General features: G+C 39.7%; 14 protein-coding genes. 11 read left to right on the top strand and 3 right to left on the bottom strand.

Annotation, left to right across the window (positions count from 1 at the left end):
* Window positions 1–40 precede the first annotated feature (40 nt).
* The 3 genes from LC091_RS02185 to LC091_RS02175 all read left to right on the top strand — a co-directional run bounded on the left by LC091_RS02185 (window position 41) and on the right by LC091_RS02175 (window position 3,504).
* Window positions 41–907, top strand: a complete 867-nt coding sequence (locus LC091_RS02185; RefSeq protein ID WP_226680083.1) for a permease — start codon at window positions 41–43, stop codon at window positions 905–907.
* Between the two features lie 85 nt (window positions 908–992).
* Complete coding sequence (locus LC091_RS02180) at window positions 993–1,388, top strand: ArsR/SmtB family transcription factor (RefSeq protein ID WP_319003625.1); 396 nt, start codon at window positions 993–995, stop codon at window positions 1,386–1,388.
* On the top strand, window positions 1,378–3,504 hold the full coding sequence (locus LC091_RS02175) for a heavy metal translocating P-type ATPase (RefSeq protein ID WP_226680082.1): 2,127 nt from the start codon (window positions 1,378–1,380) through the stop codon (window positions 3,502–3,504). The genes LC091_RS02180 and LC091_RS02175 overlap by 11 nt, the downstream gene beginning before the upstream one ends.
* A gap of 309 nt (window positions 3,505–3,813) precedes the next feature.
* Here the strand turns inward: LC091_RS02175 and LC091_RS02170 are convergent, their stop codons facing one another.
* On the bottom strand, window positions 3,814–4,308 hold the full coding sequence (locus tag LC091_RS02170; RefSeq protein ID WP_226680081.1) for an endolytic transglycosylase MltG: 495 nt from the start codon (window positions 4,306–4,308) through the stop codon (window positions 3,814–3,816).
* Window positions 4,298–4,678 carry a hypothetical protein gene (locus LC091_RS02165; protein ID WP_226680080.1) on the bottom strand — a complete coding sequence of 127 codons (381 nt, stop codon included), beginning with the start codon at window positions 4,676–4,678 and terminating at the stop codon, window positions 4,298–4,300. The genes LC091_RS02170 and LC091_RS02165 overlap by 11 nt, the downstream gene beginning before the upstream one ends.
* 235 nt (window positions 4,679–4,913) lie before the next feature.
* On the opposite strand from LC091_RS02165, the gene LC091_RS02160 reads away from it, so the two are divergent.
* Complete coding sequence (locus LC091_RS02160) at window positions 4,914–6,653, top strand: glycosyltransferase family 4 protein (RefSeq protein WP_226680079.1); 1,740 nt, start codon at window positions 4,914–4,916, stop codon at window positions 6,651–6,653.
* Between the two features lie 14 nt (window positions 6,654–6,667).
* On the top strand, window positions 6,668–7,729 hold the full coding sequence (locus LC091_RS02155; RefSeq protein WP_226680078.1) for a sugar phosphate nucleotidyltransferase: 1,062 nt from the start codon (window positions 6,668–6,670) through the stop codon (window positions 7,727–7,729).
* 38 nt (window positions 7,730–7,767) lie between these two features.
* Here LC091_RS02155 and rpmG read toward each other — a convergent pair whose 3' ends face one another.
* Entirely contained in the window at window positions 7,768–7,917 is a 150-nt protein-coding gene (gene rpmG, locus LC091_RS02150) for a 50S ribosomal protein L33 (protein ID WP_010194590.1), read from the bottom strand.
* A gap of 590 nt (window positions 7,918–8,507) precedes the next feature.
* Between rpmG and LC091_RS02145 the strand changes: the two genes are divergently transcribed.
* From LC091_RS02145 to LC091_RS02120, 6 genes are all read left to right on the top strand, one after another.
* On the top strand, window positions 8,508–9,083 hold the full coding sequence (locus LC091_RS02145) for a 5-formyltetrahydrofolate cyclo-ligase (protein ID WP_226680077.1): 576 nt from the start codon (window positions 8,508–8,510) through the stop codon (window positions 9,081–9,083).
* Window positions 9,061–9,855: a DUF92 domain-containing protein gene (locus tag LC091_RS02140; protein ID WP_226680076.1), complete on the top strand. Its 795-nt coding sequence runs from the start codon at window positions 9,061–9,063 to the stop codon at window positions 9,853–9,855. The genes LC091_RS02145 and LC091_RS02140 overlap by 23 nt, the downstream gene beginning before the upstream one ends.
* 88 nt (window positions 9,856–9,943) lie before the next feature.
* On the top strand, window positions 9,944–10,888 hold the full coding sequence (locus LC091_RS02135) for an L-lactate dehydrogenase (protein WP_226680075.1): 945 nt from the start codon (window positions 9,944–9,946) through the stop codon (window positions 10,886–10,888).
* Between the two features lie 64 nt (window positions 10,889–10,952).
* Entirely contained in the window at window positions 10,953–11,132 is a 180-nt protein-coding gene (locus tag LC091_RS02130) for a hypothetical protein (protein WP_168864109.1), read from the top strand.
* Window positions 11,133–11,257: 125 nt separating this feature from the next.
* Window positions 11,258–12,976: a methyl-accepting chemotaxis protein gene (locus LC091_RS02125; protein ID WP_226680074.1), complete on the top strand. Its 1,719-nt coding sequence runs from the start codon at window positions 11,258–11,260 to the stop codon at window positions 12,974–12,976.
* A 67-nt stretch (window positions 12,977–13,043) separates the two neighbouring features.
* Window positions 13,044–14,555, top strand: a complete 1,512-nt coding sequence (locus LC091_RS02120; RefSeq protein ID WP_226680073.1) for a rhomboid family protein — start codon at window positions 13,044–13,046, stop codon at window positions 14,553–14,555.
* Window positions 14,556–14,628 lie beyond the last annotated feature (73 nt).

Here is a 14,628-nt window from a genome sequence, read left to right as displayed (position 1 = left end):
TCAATACTTGCAAAGTGCAAATAAAAAAGGAGTGATCTTTATGTGGAAAGAAGTAATTGCAAGTTTTATGTATATCGCCTTGGAATTGACGGTCCTGTTTGTTCTCATTACCTTTTTGGTTTCCATCATTCAGTCTGTTGTTCCGTTTCATAAAATGGAGAAGTGGTTAAACAAGGGAAATACGCTTCTAAGTGCGTTATTTGCTGTCTTGTTCGCTTTTATAACCCCATTCTGTTCTTGCTCCACCATCCCGATGGTTGTCACCCTGCTGAGAAAGAAAGTGCCATTTGGTATTGTGATGGTATTCCTTTTTGCATCACCAGTTTTAGATCCGACCATCCTTACCATTATGACAGCTTTGCTTGGGTGGAAAGTAACTTTAATATATACACTAACCACTACTGTTCTATCTATTGTAATCGGTTTGTCTCTAGGAGTATTGGGGTTTGAGAAGCAATTAAAGAAAGTATTGCTAAAGAACTATCAACCAGAGATTAAAGGACTTAATCTTAAACAATCTCTGGCAGAAACGCTAACCTTAATAAAGACAGTTTATCCATTTTTGTTAATTGGTGCAGCCATTGGAGCTATTATACATGGCGCAGTTCCCACATCTTTCATTACACAATATTTAGGAGGAGACAGCTGGTGGCTTGTACCGATTGCCGCGATCATTGGAATTCCGCTGTATATCAGGCTTTCTACCATGATTCCCATATCTCAGATGATGATAGCCAAAGGAATGGCTTTGGGGCCAGTCATGGCATTGCTAATTAGTTCAGCTGGAGCGAGTCTGCCTGAAGTCGCATTATTAAATAGCATTTTCAAGAAAAAACTAGTGGCAGCGTTTGTCATTTCTGTCATAAGTATGTCCACCATTTCAGGATTCTTATTTTATCTTATTTGAACCGGATTGAATGTATTGACTATTTTAGCTGGGGTGGCATATACTAATATTCAAATGAATGTTTGAATATAAAGGGGAGTCTATTATGTCGACCAAGTCTAGTTCGGAAGTTTTGACGGTGCAACAGTGTCAGGAAGAATGTGCAAATGAAACAAAAGTGAAAAATGTGAAGCAACAAATAGATGATACGATGACAAATGATGTGGCAAAGATATACCGAGCGCTGTCTGATCCAACAAGGTTGAAAATAGCGCAGGCACTGAATTTGGCAGAGGAGCTATGTGTGCATGATGTTGCAACAATTACAGAATCCACTGTCGCAACGGCTTCCCATCACTTAAGACTGTTAAGGGATTTCGGGTTGGCAAAGTACAGGAAGGAAGGAAAGCTTGTCTATTATTCATTGGATGATGATCATGTCAGACAATTAATTGATATTGCCTTTACCCATCAAAAAGAGGTGAAGACACGTGAAAAATAAGGAAGAGCAAACTTACCGAATTCAAGGATTAACTTGTGCAAACTGCGCACAAAAATTCGAGAATAATGTAAAAAAGATAGAAGGTGTTACGGAAGCACGAGTTAACTTCGGTGCATCTAAGATTTCAGTAAGTGGATCTGCAAGTATCAGTGATATAGAAAAAGCTGGGGCGTTTGACAAGTTAAAGGTTTCTTCAGAACAAGAGGTACTACCAGAAGAGCCGGCTGTTCCTTTTTACCAAAAACATGCAACCGTGCTTCTTTCATTCCTTTTTCTTGTTGCAGGCTGGGTGGCATTTTTTCAGCAAGGAGAAGAGCACCTATCTACTATTATTCTATTCGCTGCTTCCATTGTAATAGGTGGATACAGACTGTTCTTCACTGGGATCAATAATCTAATCAGGCTTCAATTCGATATGAAAACCCTCATGACGATTGCAATCATCGGTGCTGCGATTATTGGGGAGTGGGGCGAGGGTGCCACTGTCGTCATTCTGTTTGCAATTAGCGAGGCGTTGGAATCTTACTCGATGGAAAAGGCACGAGCTTCTATTCGATCCCTAATGAATGTCTCTCCTAAACAGGCGACTATTTTAATAGAAGGAACTGAAAAACTGATATCTGTTAAGGATGTTAAGATTGGCGACAGGATGCTTGTAAAGCCTGGTCAAAAAATCGCAATGGATGGCATCATTGTGAAAGGCGGAGCATCCATCAGTGAAGCTGCGATTACAGGGGAGAGTATTCCTGTATCCAAAGGCGTGAATGATGAAGTATTTGCAGGAACCTTCAATGAAGATGGATTATTGGAAGTGGAAGTCACGAAGCTGGTAGAGGACACCACCATTTCTAAAATTATTCATCTAGTGGAAGAGGCTCAAGCGGAAAGGGCACCTTCCCAGGCGTTTGTAGATAAGTTCGCGAAATATTATACCCCGCTTATTATTGTTATCGCCTTTTTTGTGGCAATAGTGCCTCCATTGTTCATGGGATTGGATTGGAATACATGGATTTATCAGGGCCTTGCGGTTCTTGTTGTAGGGTGTCCATGTGCCCTTGTCATTTCCACTCCGATAGCCATTGTAACAGCAATAGGAAACGCAGCACGAAATGGCGTCCTGATCAAGGGTGGAGTATTCCTTGAGGAAGTGGGCCGTATTAAAGCGATTGCTTTTGATAAGACGGGAACCTTAACTCAAGGAGTGCCAGAAGTAACAGATGTTCAGGCTTTTCACATAACAGAGAAAGAGTTGCTTAGAATCATCGCAACACTTGAGGGTGGTTCCACTCATCCGTTAGCTTCAGCAATTCTCAAGAAAGCTGAAGATGTTGGAGTAGTTGATACAGGTTATAGTATGGAAGGTTTTGAATCAGTGGCCGGGAAAGGGATAAAGGCTTCTATTGATGGTATTCTTTATCAAGCGGGAAGTCCGAATTGGTTCTTGGGTCAAAAGCATCCGGAAATAAAGGGGCTTTCTGAAAGTATCCATTTACTTCAAAATGCAGGAAAAACAGTGATAGTAGTCGGAACTTCTGACAAGATCCTTGGTGTTGTTGGAATCCGGGATGAGATAAGAGGAAGTAGTGCTTTAAGCGTGAAGAAGTTGAAGGAAATAGGTATTCCTCATTTATACATGCTGACAGGAGATAACGATAGGACTGCCGAAGCAATTGGGCACGAGGTGGAGATCGACCATGTAAAATCGAGTCTGCTGCCGGAAGATAAACTTCAGTATATTAAAGAACTACGTGAGAAACACGATAGCATAATGATGGTGGGGGACGGTATTAACGATGCTCCTGCCCTTGCAGCTTCCAATGTAGGAGTTGCGATGGGAGGAGCGGGAACTGATACCGCACTTGAAACAGCGGATGTGGCATTGATGGGAGATGACCTGCGGAAGCTTCCGTTCACTATCAGGCTGAGTCGAAAAGCATTAACCATCATTAAGCAGAATATTTCTTTTTCATTGGGGCTGAAGATTTTGGCGCTTCTGCTCGTTATTCCAGGCTGGCTCACCTTATGGATTGCGATCTTTGCCGATATGGGGGCAACACTACTTGTAACGTTAAATAGTTTGAGACTTCTGAAGGTAAAAGACCAAATAAAGAGATAGCTGATAGCAGCAGCCTTCCCGACCGTTTTAGAAACATCCGGATCGGGTGGCTGCTGCTTTTTTATGGAGGAGATTGCTGCAAAGTTAATTTGGGGTATATAGGGAATCGCCCGTAATTTTATATTATCGCCCGAAACGGGTTATTTTTCGCCCGTAATTTTGAAAAATCGCCCGTAAATTCAGATTATCGCCCGATTTGGTTTGGAGGCTATTTCAGGGCATCTTGCTTATGGGCAAACCATCTGTTGCCTCCGCTGAAAGCTACAAAAAAGCACCGTCCAAAGTGGAACGGCGCTTTTTCAACAGGAATTATTTAATCAACACGTCTGCTGCTTCTTCATAACTCATACCTTTTTTCATGGTAAACGTACCAGAACGCACCTTGGTAGCAATGTTCTTGTCTTCAAGGTAAGCGTCAAACTTCTTGTCATCCTCAATGATCCCTTCACGTGCTAATAACGCGGTAATCTCATAGGTTGCCATTCCGTCCGGTATCACGATTTCAAAAGGTTCATTCTCTTCTTCTTTTTCTTCCACAACTTCAGTGTCTTCTTCTTTGTTCTTACTCTCTTCTTTCACTTCTTCTTTTTCTTCTGTCTTTGTTTCCTCTACTGGTTCTACTTCAGGCAATAACTCGTCATACTCTTCCTTTGATAACAGGTGAAGGTCATTTTCTGCTGCATATGCCTGTACACTTTCTGCATTTAATGTAGTAGCTCCGGCGCTAACAATAGAATAGGCAACTCCCATAACTCCTGTAGCGAAGAGGATCCCAATTGCGAATGCTCTAAGATTAGTTCTCATTGGCTACATTCCCTTTTAAGTTCGCAGAATGAAGGATTTGTTCCACTTTGTCCATAGAAGTGGAAGTGAATTGAGAGATTTGAGAAGGTGTGTATCCTTTTTGGTAAAGGGAAATAGCAACATCTTCTTCGCTTACATTTTGGTGGCTTGCTTGTCTTTTAGTTTTAACCTTATGTATAGGAGTAGTTCCACCTAATAGTTCTTCTTCTAATACTTTCATTTTTCTTTCCAACTTATATTTGTCCTGAACAACATCAAAGGATAACTGTTCCATTTCCTTTTCTAAGTCAGCAAACTTGTCATCCACAAAGAAGGAAATTACAATCACTGCGACTGCAATAATGATCAAACTTATACTTGCGATTAACATTTTTTCACCTCGATAAAAGTTTCTCTCTTTTTTATATCATAGGAGTAGGGATGGAAAAATAGTCTTTCGACAAATTCCTCAGAAACATATGACGGTTTTGTGAACGTTTTTTGTCAACGGACATAAAAAATTTACGCTTTACCACAAAAGACGACAAAAACCGGCTGTTGTGGAAAAGAAAATTCACATGATAAGATGAAAGAAAAGATAGATTCGTGGGGGAAGAGGTTTGACCATGAGCATCATAGAGCCAAAAAAGGAATTTATTAGGTTGATAGTTGGCGATGACGGAGATATGAAAGTTGAATGGGTCGTGCATCAATGGAGGGAAGATTTCGTTAAGGTCTATCAGTCATTAGGAGAGGAAGGGCTGAACATCAGACTGATAGGATGGAAAGGAAGCTCACAGGTCAGTAGAAATGACGTCTTCTTTTTGGATATAATAACCGAAATGAATCATGGCAGCATATCACTTCCAGAATATAGAAAATGCAAATTTATTCGAGCGGAGATAGGTGTAGGAAGAGCCGACAGATTTTTCCCTTTTTTTGAAAGCAACACGCTGAAAGTAGAGGGTATGAAACGTGCAACTGAAACAGCGGACCTGGTATGGACTCCCTTAAGGATGATTGGTAAAGGGAAATGGCAACAGTTGGCTGCCGGTTATACTTATTATGAAAAACCGTCTTCTGAACTTCAAAAAGCACGTCAGTTTAAATCTGGAACATTTCAGGAAACAGTTACTTCTGATGTATTCTATTCTGTTCATTCATCACATAATCTTTTGTTACATGAAGAAATAAAATATAAATATCATATTATTATGTTATCTTGGGAGTGCCCTCCTGCTGTTCTAGGAGGGCTCGGACAGCACGTTTGGCAACTTTCTAAACAATTGGCAAAGGCAGGACATATCGTGTCACTTGTGACTCCTCATTGCCTTGGAGCGCCTGAAACTGAAACCGTGGAAGGGATAACCGTCTACAGGGCTAAAGAAGTGGAATGCACATATGATGATTTTCACCTCTTTGTCGCCCAGACCAATATGAACTTAGTAGAACGGGTTAGGAATTTTCCAAGTAACAAGAAGTTTACCCTCATTCATGCCCATGATTGGCTTGTTGGATTTGCTGCAAGGGCTTTGAAAGGTTTTATGACACTTCCTTTAGTATCGACAATACATGCGCTTGAACAGGGCAGAAGCAACCTTGAATACCCTATCCAGATTCAAACCGCTAAATGGGAAGAATCCTTGATTCATAATTCAGATGCGTTGATAGTTTGTAGCTCTTTTATGAAAAGAGAAGTGGAAAATAAGATTCATGGTAAAAAAGAAGTTCGTGTAATCCCAAATGGAGTTTCCCTTTTAAATGAGGAAAGTGATAGTGTATCGGACTTTTTGAATCGTAAATCATACACCTTTCTTGCATTATTTTTAGGCAGAATGGTACCTGAGAAAGGGATCACCACTTTAATAGATGCTGCAAAAAAAATACATGTAACCCATCCGGAATGTTTGTTTATCCTAGCTGGAAAAGGCCCTTATTTGTCTGACTACCAAGCATTAGTCTGTCAGGCCGGGCTAGAGAAAACTATATTATTTGTCGGATATTTAAATGAACGTGAAAAAGCAACGTTACTAAAACGATGTGACTTGCTTCTTGTACCAAGTATTTATGAACCATTCGGAATAGTTGCCATCGAAGGTATGGCAGCTGCCAAACCTGTTATAGCTGCTAGGACTGGAGGTCTTTCTTCTATTATTAAAGATGGAGAATCCGGACTGATGTTTGAGCCAGGGGATGCCGATGATCTAAGTAAAAAGATTCTATCTATAATAGAGAACCCAACTTTAGGTGCTATCCTCGGTGAAATGGCGTTGAATGAAGTGAAGCAAAAATATAACTGGGAAGATGTAAGAGATCAGACAGAGAAGGTTTATGAGACAACAGTTACTACTTCTTCCGTCCAGTAGGAGGGATAAAGCTTATGAAAGCAGTCATATTGGCTGGGGGGAAAGGTACCCGGCTGTTGCCATTAACACAAAAACTCCCAAAACCATTGGTGCCACTGCTTAATAAACCTGTCATGGAATACAGCATTGAACTCTTGAAAGAACATGGAATTACAGAAATTATCATCACCCTCCAATATTTAAGCGATAAAATTAGAAGCTATTTTGGAGATGGTTCCCAATGGGGCGTGCAAATAACGTATTTGCAGGAAACACTTCCGCTTGGAACTGCCGGGAGCGTAAAAAATGCAGAGCATCTTCTTGATGAACCTTTTCTGGTTATAAGCGGGGATGCATTGACTGACTTTGATTTGATGGCCGGAGTGCGCTATCATATGCAAAAACATTCCTTGTTCACTATTTTTACAAAGGAAGTCAAAAAACCGAATAAGTTCGGTATTGTAGATACGGATGAACAAGGTCATATCAGGAGATTTGTGGAAAAACCACAAAAAGACGAGGAATTCAGTAAGGTTGTAAACACTGGAATTTATGTGGTAGATCCTTTTGTATTATGTATGATGGAAAAAGGAAAAGCGTACGATTTTAGTAAAGATATCTTTCCAAGGCTAATTAAAAACGGTATGAGTCTCTATGGCTATCACACAAATGGATATTGGAAGGATATTGGAAGTCATGAGGATTACCGTCAGGCGCAGTACGACATGCTTGATAAAAAAGTACGTGTCAATATAGCGGCTGAAGAGGTATTGCCTAATTTATGGGTTGGCTCTAATGTGAAAATGGAAGACAATGTGACCATCAACAGGCCTGCATATATCGGTAACGATTCTTATCTGGGTGCACATGTGGTTATTGGCAAGTACACAATCATCGGTAAGAGTTCCAAAATAACAAAGGACTGTGAGTTAAGCAGAAGCATTGTTTGGGATGATGTTACCATTGAACAAACCTCTCCATCATCAATAAGAAACGTAACCATTGCCCCAAGGTATCAGGTTAGTGAGGGATATAAAGCGGGAACATCTGTAAAGGTCAAAAATAAAAAGAATATAAGCCCGGTAGAAGCAGGTTAATGGGCAAAAAAAATAAGCAGACAGGAAAATCCTGCTGCTTATTTTGTTTCACGGTGTACAGTTACTTTTTTCAATCTTGGGCTGTATTTTTTAAGCTCAAGACGATCTGGGTTGTTACGTTTATTTTTAGTAGTGATATAGTTACGATCACCAGTTTCAGTACAAGCTAAAGTTACGTTTACGCGCATCGTTATCCCTCCAAACATATAGTGCATTCAATTCAGACCTTACTATAATATCATTATTTTTTTTATAATGCCAGTTTTTTTTCGGGTAGGGGAAAATAAAGTTCGGGGGGGTGTAAAAACTCCCTGTTTCCTTCCGTTTTGGTGTTCGCTTTCCGCGGGGCGTGTGCTTGAGCCTCCTCGCTGCGCTGATGGCCACTGAAAAAGTCTTTGACTTTAGATTTTGTAAGATACCGCTGTTGATTTCCGCAAACGGCTCCGCTTTCCACGGGGCGACCTTGAGCCTCCTCGAGCTACGCCCTGCGGGGTCTCAACATTGTCGCTACTCCCCCGTAGGAGTCTCCGCCTATTGCTCCAATCAATAGCTATAAATTATCCAAAAGATAAGTTATTGGGTTTATCAGTGGCCTCCTTCGCTGTGGGGTCTCAAGCTACCGCTACCTACCGCTGGAGTCTCACACCTCCACTTCAGTCAACAGGGTAGTTTTGTTTAACCCAATGAATATCTTTAACTGGAAAATCCTATCGTTTTAGGTGTAGGTATAAATAAAATTTGGTATGGTAAGAGTAAGAGTGTCTTAGGAGGCAAGGTAATGAAGGAGAAGAGTACAATAAGGGAAGAGATGAAAAAAACACTGGGGAACATGGACCCTTTAAGCCATGAAGCAAAATGCAAAGCGATTCATGAAAAGCTGTTTGCTTCAAACGAATGGCAGGATGCACAAACAATTGCTGTGACCATCTCCCGTTTTCCAGAAGTGGACACAGAAGCCATTATCATGCGCGCATGGCATGAAGGAAAGAAAGTGGCTGTGCCGAAATGTTTCCCAAACAACAAAGGCATGGAGTTTTATTTCCTAGAAAACTTCAACCAGCTAGAGTCCGTCTACTTTGGTTTAAAAGAGCCTATCGTCACAGAAGTGGAAATATGCCTGAAAGAAAAGCTCGAATTCATTCTGGTTCCCGGTCTGATTTTTGATGAGGAAGGATATAGAGTAGGCTTCGGCGGTGGATATTACGACCGTTATCTGGTTGATTACACCCGCTCTAAAGTTGCATTGGCATTTACTGAACAGCTGGTTAAAAAAGTCCCGACCGATCATTATGATATACCCGTACATAAAATTGTGACGAATGAGGTCGTGTATGACTGCACTATTAGAAAATGAGATTCTATTAATTATTGGCATTATTGTGTTGGCTTTGGGAGGGTATAAACTAAAGGCCTTGGCTGTTTCGGGAGCTTTTGGAACCTTCCTGGTTGGAATGTTGATTGCTTTAGGTTTTAAAGGGTATGGTCTTGTATTGATTGGACTGTTCTTTGTGACATCCAGTTTATGGAGCAAATACAACCGTAAGCAAAAGGAAAAGATTATAGACATGCATGAAAAAGGGTCGCAACGTGATATTTTTCAAGTTTTCGCAAATGGTGGCGTGCCTGCACTGATTGGAATATTAGCATACGTGTTTCCTGGGGACTTTTGGATATATGGATTTATCGTCTCCATTGCTGTCGCAAATTCAGATACATGGGCATCCGAAATAGGATCCTTGAGTAAGAAGAGGCCTTTATCTCTCATGAAAATGAAAACAGTGGAGCCAGGAACTTCCGGAGCGATATCTGTACAAGGTACCCTAGCAGCAGTAGCTGGTTCTGCGTTAATCAGTGTTGCTTCCTCCTTTTTATGGAGTGAAATAACGATGGAACTCGTTTTTTTCATTACCGCAATGGGTGTAGTCGGCTGCTTTATTGATACATTTTTAGGTGCAACCGTGCAATCCGACTACCAGTGTAAAGTGTGCGGAAAACATGTGGAAAGAAAAGAACACTGTCAACAGCCCACAAGACTTGTAAAAGGAAAAGTGTGGGTGAACAATGATGTGGTCAACATAGCATCCATATTCATTGCAAGTATGATTACTATCTTGGTCCTAATGTAACAAATTATATATAATTTGCTCAGTATTTCACAATATTTCTTGGTATAATAAAATTGTAAACGTAACCTAGGTGAAAAGAGGAGATACCATGAGAAACGGAATTAGTCGTGTTGCTTTAATAGGAACAGGATTTGTCGGGTCAAGTTATGCATTTGCCTTATTGAATCAAGGTGTGACAGAAGAGCTTGTATTGATTGATCTGAACAAGGAAAAATCAGAGGGCGATGCAATGGACCTAAATCATGGAATAGCATTTGCGCCAACACCAACAAAGATCTGGTATGGTGATTACAAAGATTGTCAGGATGCCGACATTGTGGTGATTTGTGCAGGTGCCAATCAAAAACCAGGTGAAACTAGATTAGATCTTGTCGAAAAGAATACGAAGATATTTAAGAGTATCGTAGAAGAAGTGATGGGGAACGGATTTGACGGCATTTTTCTTGTCGCAACAAATCCGGTGGATATCTTAACATACGCAACTTGGAAATTCTCAGGTCTGCCTAAAGAGAGGGTTATCGGTTCTGGAACCATTCTGGATACGGCAAGATTTCGCTATGTACTCGGTGATTATTTTAAAGTGGATGCGCGCAATGTGCATGCGTATATCATTGGGGAACATGGAGATACGGAACTGCCTGTATGGAGTAAAGCTGATATTGGCGGAAAACCAATTTTAGAGCTGATGGAGAAACAGGAAAGATACAAAGAGGAAGATCTGAATGATCTATTTGTCAGTGTCAGAGATGCAGCCTACCAAATTATTGAGAGAAAAGGTGCAACTTATTATGGAATTGCCATGGGACTTGTCAGGCTGACAAAAGCGATCCTCCAAAACGAAAATTCCATTTTGACCGTTTCAGCCTATTTGGATGGTGAGTACGAGAGTAATGATATTTATATCGGAGTCCCTGCAATTGTCAACCGAAATGGAATCAGAGAAATTCTCGAACTTGACTTAAGTGAAAAAGAGACAAAGCAGTTTCAACACTCTGTCAAAGTACTATCAGAAATAAAAGATAAAGTATTCTAAGACATGCCTTTTTGTGGGCATGTTTTTTTTATTTTTAAGCAAGATATAGATAGGAGGGATGAAGATGGGATTCTTACTAAGAATTTTTCTGATTGGTGTCGGTACATATGCCATTTACCAAAGTCGTTATAAAATCCTAAATTACATTTTAGGAATCGGTAGTATTAGGAGATTTGTGGTTGCCTTTGGTATGGATATTCCATTTGTACGCGACCGCTTTTTACAAACCGTATTTCGTGGATAAACTGCCAGTGGCTGCTGGTGGTTTTTCTTTTGGCATTAAAATTACATAAAATTAACATTAGATTAATATTTTTCCTCTATAATTTATTCTGTTAGACGAATAGGAGTTACAGGGGGATTAACTGGATGAAACAACTAGCAATCGATAAAAACAGAATCATACAGAAAGTACAACATTATTTAGGAAAGATAAATCTGGGTACGAGACTATTCATTCTCTTTATTTCACTAATGTTAGCGTCCATAACGGCAGTGGGATTCGTTTCCTATACCAAATCTAAAGAAATGACTATTGATAGTATAGAAAATCGTCTAGTTAGAGAAGTTGAACTTATGGGGTATATTGCAGAGCCTTTAAAGTTCACATATATAAGTGATGAAGCATACTTTATGCAGCAGTTAGAGATGAACATACGAGCTCAAAGAGATACTTTGAAAGAGGATGGCATCTCTCCGGAGTTTTTTTACATAGCCAATAACACTGTTCAACCTTTCAAAGTAAGTGAAGGGAATCTTCCGTCTATGAGTGATAACTTGGTGGAATCGATAGTCAACAGTAAAGAAGGTATATTAAAAGAATCCATTGACGGGGTGGAATATACAGTCACCTACCAAGAGATGAAAGAACTGGGTGGAATATATGCATTAATTCTTCCGACTACATCTTATTTAAGCCCTGTTCATGATATGGGTATCTTCATACTCATGGTCATTATAGGCAGTATCATTCTTTTTACGTGCATCACCATTATCTTTGTACGAACCTTAACAAAGCCTCTATCTGTCCTTAGGGAAGCGATGAGAGAAGGAAGAGAAGGAAACCTTCGTCCTACAAAAAATATTAAAACATCCATTCCTGAACTAGTGTCACTAAATAAAAGCTATAATTCCATGATCCATAACATGACTCAGGTTGTAAAAGAAATAAAACAAACGACGAGAGAATTAGAAGAGACAGGTACCCAACTTGGACTTTCAGCAGAAGACTCCATGGTTTCTACCCATCAATTAATAAGCTCTATTCATATGGTAAAAGAAGGGGCTATGCAAACTGCTTCTAGTTCTGAGAGCAGCGTGGAAAGTATTAAAGAAATGAAAGACATCATCAGGGAAATGCAGAACAATATGTCACGTGTTTTTTCTAGTTCCAACAGAATGGATGACTCTTCCGAAATTGGGAAAAAACACATGAATACGCTCATTACGACAATTATTAAATTTGAAAAAGACTTTGAAGCGTTGTCCAACACGGTGAAAAATGTAAAAGACTATTCTGTTTCCATCACCGGGTTAGTAGTCTTGATTAAAGGAATTGCCGAACAAACGAAATTATTGGCACTGAATGCGACTATTGAAGCCGCCAGGGCAGGGGATGCAGGTAAGGGGTTTGCTGTCGTAGCTAACGAAGTAAGAAATCTTGCAGAACAATCTACGTCTGCTGCAGAGGAAATTACGAGTTCCATTGGGCGTATGGAAGATGTAACAGCAAATGCGGTAAATGAATTTGAAAGCATGCATAATAAGATTAAAGATAATTTAGCCACTGCAAACCTATCTAAAGTGACTTTCGATGAATTGATGGCTGAAATGGAAGAAGTGAGCGAAAACTTAACGGTCATTAATGGAGACTTAAAAGGATGGCAGGAGTTTTTACCGAATTTGGAATCAGCAACGGACAGTTTGCTTTCTGTCTCTCAAGAAACTTCCGCAAGTTCAGAAGAAATGCTATCAGCGAGTGAAAATCAAGTAGGACAGATGGAATATACAAATGAAATAGGAAAGAAACTAAATGCCTTATCCAAATCCCTTTCTGTCATCACATCAAGATTTGAGTTTGATAAATAATCAATATAGTTATTTTTTTACTTTTCTCCTTGGACCATTTAAAATATAGGAACGAGGAGGTGGGCATTTGAAGCAAGATATCTTATTTTGGCAGCTTATTCAACATTACGTAGTAAGTAAAGAATATCGAATTTTACATATCTCTCCAGATCAAAATGAACTCTGGCTAGAAAACCTTACACATAAGAAAGCACCGATTATTAGAATTTATCGACATGATCTGGATTGGAGCACATGGCTTCAACGTGACATTGAAAATGCATCGGGACATGTCGTTAATTTCAAGCAACAGCTGAGAAAACGCCATTTGCATGCGTTCAATATTTATGTTTCATCATACCCGCCTGTGGATGATTGGGAATTCAGGGTAAATGAACCTTTTGAAAACGAAAAAACAGAGCTTCATTCTATTGTTATGCATGAAGGAAATACTCAAAGTGCACTAAATAGAATTTCACATTTAACTGGGGATGAGATTACAGTAAAAGAAGAGGTCGAACTAGACGATCTAGGATTATACCATCTTAAACAGACCGTCCTAAACGCTTCTACTCAAAGAGATAAAAAGGAGAGGTCCTTATTTCAACATGGAAAACCCTTTTTCACCTACTTTTTTATCTTTTTACACCTTGTGATGTTTTACTTATTGGAGACAAATGGAGGAAGCCAGAATCCTGAGACATTGGTTAAGTACGGGGCAAAATATAACCCAGCCATCTTGGAAGGGGAGTGGTGGCGTTTTTTCACTCCAATTGTCCTTCATATAGGGTTTCTACATCTTATACTTAATACAATGGCCATCTATTATCTTGGCACAGCTGTTGAGAGAATATATGGAAATGTCCGTTTTTTAGCCATTTATTTGTTTGCCGGATTTGCCGGTTCATTAGCTAGTTTCGTATTTACTTCATCACTATCTGCAGGTGCTTCCGGCGCAATTTTTGGTTGCTTTGGTGCTCTCCTGTTTGTTGGAATCAACCATCCAAAATTGTTCTTCCGTACAATGGGTACGAACATACTAGTATTGATAGGAATAAACTTAGCGATTGGATTTACCATCCCAGGTATTGATAATGCCGGTCATATTGGTGGGTTAATTGGTGGATTCCTAGCATCAGCTGTTGTACATTTACCAAAGCATAAGAAATTCGTCCATAGAATACTTGGTTTAGCGGTAAGTGCTGGATTAATATATTTTATGCTGCAAGAAGGTTACAATGGAGAAAATCCAACAGCCCAAATTAAACAGGCAGAAATGTTAGTGCAACAAGAGCAATATGAAGAAGCTTATAATCTCCTTATCGATTTGGAAGATAGAGAAGAGGAATTTCCTGAGGTTCTTTTCTATCTTTCCTATATTGATATTCAAGAGGGGAAAATAGAAGATGCGAAAAATCGTTTAGAAAGACTTACAACCCTTCAGCCGACTTTTCATGAAGCGCACTACAATTTAGCATTAGTGTATCTTGAGCTAAATGAAACGGAAAAGGCGTCAGATTCGATTGATAAAGCTATTGAACTTGATTCCACTGTGGAAGCTTATAATAATTTGCGCACAGAAATAGATGGGTTGGAATAAACTTTCATGACAGCAAGGATTACCGTTCCTGAGGGCGGCAGTTCTTGCTGTTTTTTTATGTATTCTTGTATTT

It is taken from the genome of Sutcliffiella horikoshii, assembly GCF_020524325.1.
GTDB classification, from domain to species: Bacteria; Bacillota; Bacilli; order Bacillales; family Bacillaceae_I; genus Sutcliffiella_A; species Sutcliffiella_A horikoshii_D.
The sequence above is the reverse complement of the archived record's forward strand: the minus strand, read 5'-3'. Positions and strand labels throughout refer to the sequence as shown.

Excerpts from the sequence above, each read along its gene's own strand:
- LC091_RS02185 (WP_226680083.1), top strand. The coding sequence starts at position 41 with ATGTGGAAAGAAGTAATTGCAAGTTTTATGTATATCGCCTTGGAATTG.
- LC091_RS02180 (WP_319003625.1), top strand. The coding sequence starts at position 993 with ATGTCGACCAAGTCTAGTTCGGAAGTTTTGACGGTGCAACAGTGTCAG.
- LC091_RS02170 (WP_226680081.1), bottom strand. The coding sequence starts at position 4,308 with ATGAGAACTAATCTTAGAGCATTCGCAATTGGGATCCTCTTCGCTACA.
- LC091_RS02165 (WP_226680080.1), bottom strand. The coding sequence starts at position 4,678 with ATGTTAATCGCAAGTATAAGTTTGATCATTATTGCAGTCGCAGTGATT.
- LC091_RS02160 (WP_226680079.1), top strand. The coding sequence starts at position 4,914 with ATGAGCATCATAGAGCCAAAAAAGGAATTTATTAGGTTGATAGTTGGC.
- LC091_RS02155 (WP_226680078.1), top strand. The coding sequence starts at position 6,668 with ATGAAAGCAGTCATATTGGCTGGGGGGAAAGGTACCCGGCTGTTGCCA.
- rpmG (WP_010194590.1), bottom strand. The coding sequence starts at position 7,917 with ATGCGCGTAAACGTAACTTTAGCTTGTACTGAAACTGGTGATCGTAAC.
- LC091_RS02145 (WP_226680077.1), top strand. The coding sequence starts at position 8,508 with ATGAAGGAGAAGAGTACAATAAGGGAAGAGATGAAAAAAACACTGGGG.
- LC091_RS02140 (WP_226680076.1), top strand. The coding sequence starts at position 9,061 with ATGACTGCACTATTAGAAAATGAGATTCTATTAATTATTGGCATTATT.
- LC091_RS02135 (WP_226680075.1), top strand. The coding sequence starts at position 9,944 with ATGAGAAACGGAATTAGTCGTGTTGCTTTAATAGGAACAGGATTTGTC.
- LC091_RS02130 (WP_168864109.1), top strand. The coding sequence starts at position 10,953 with ATGGGATTCTTACTAAGAATTTTTCTGATTGGTGTCGGTACATATGCC.
- LC091_RS02125 (WP_226680074.1), top strand. The coding sequence starts at position 11,258 with ATGAAACAACTAGCAATCGATAAAAACAGAATCATACAGAAAGTACAA.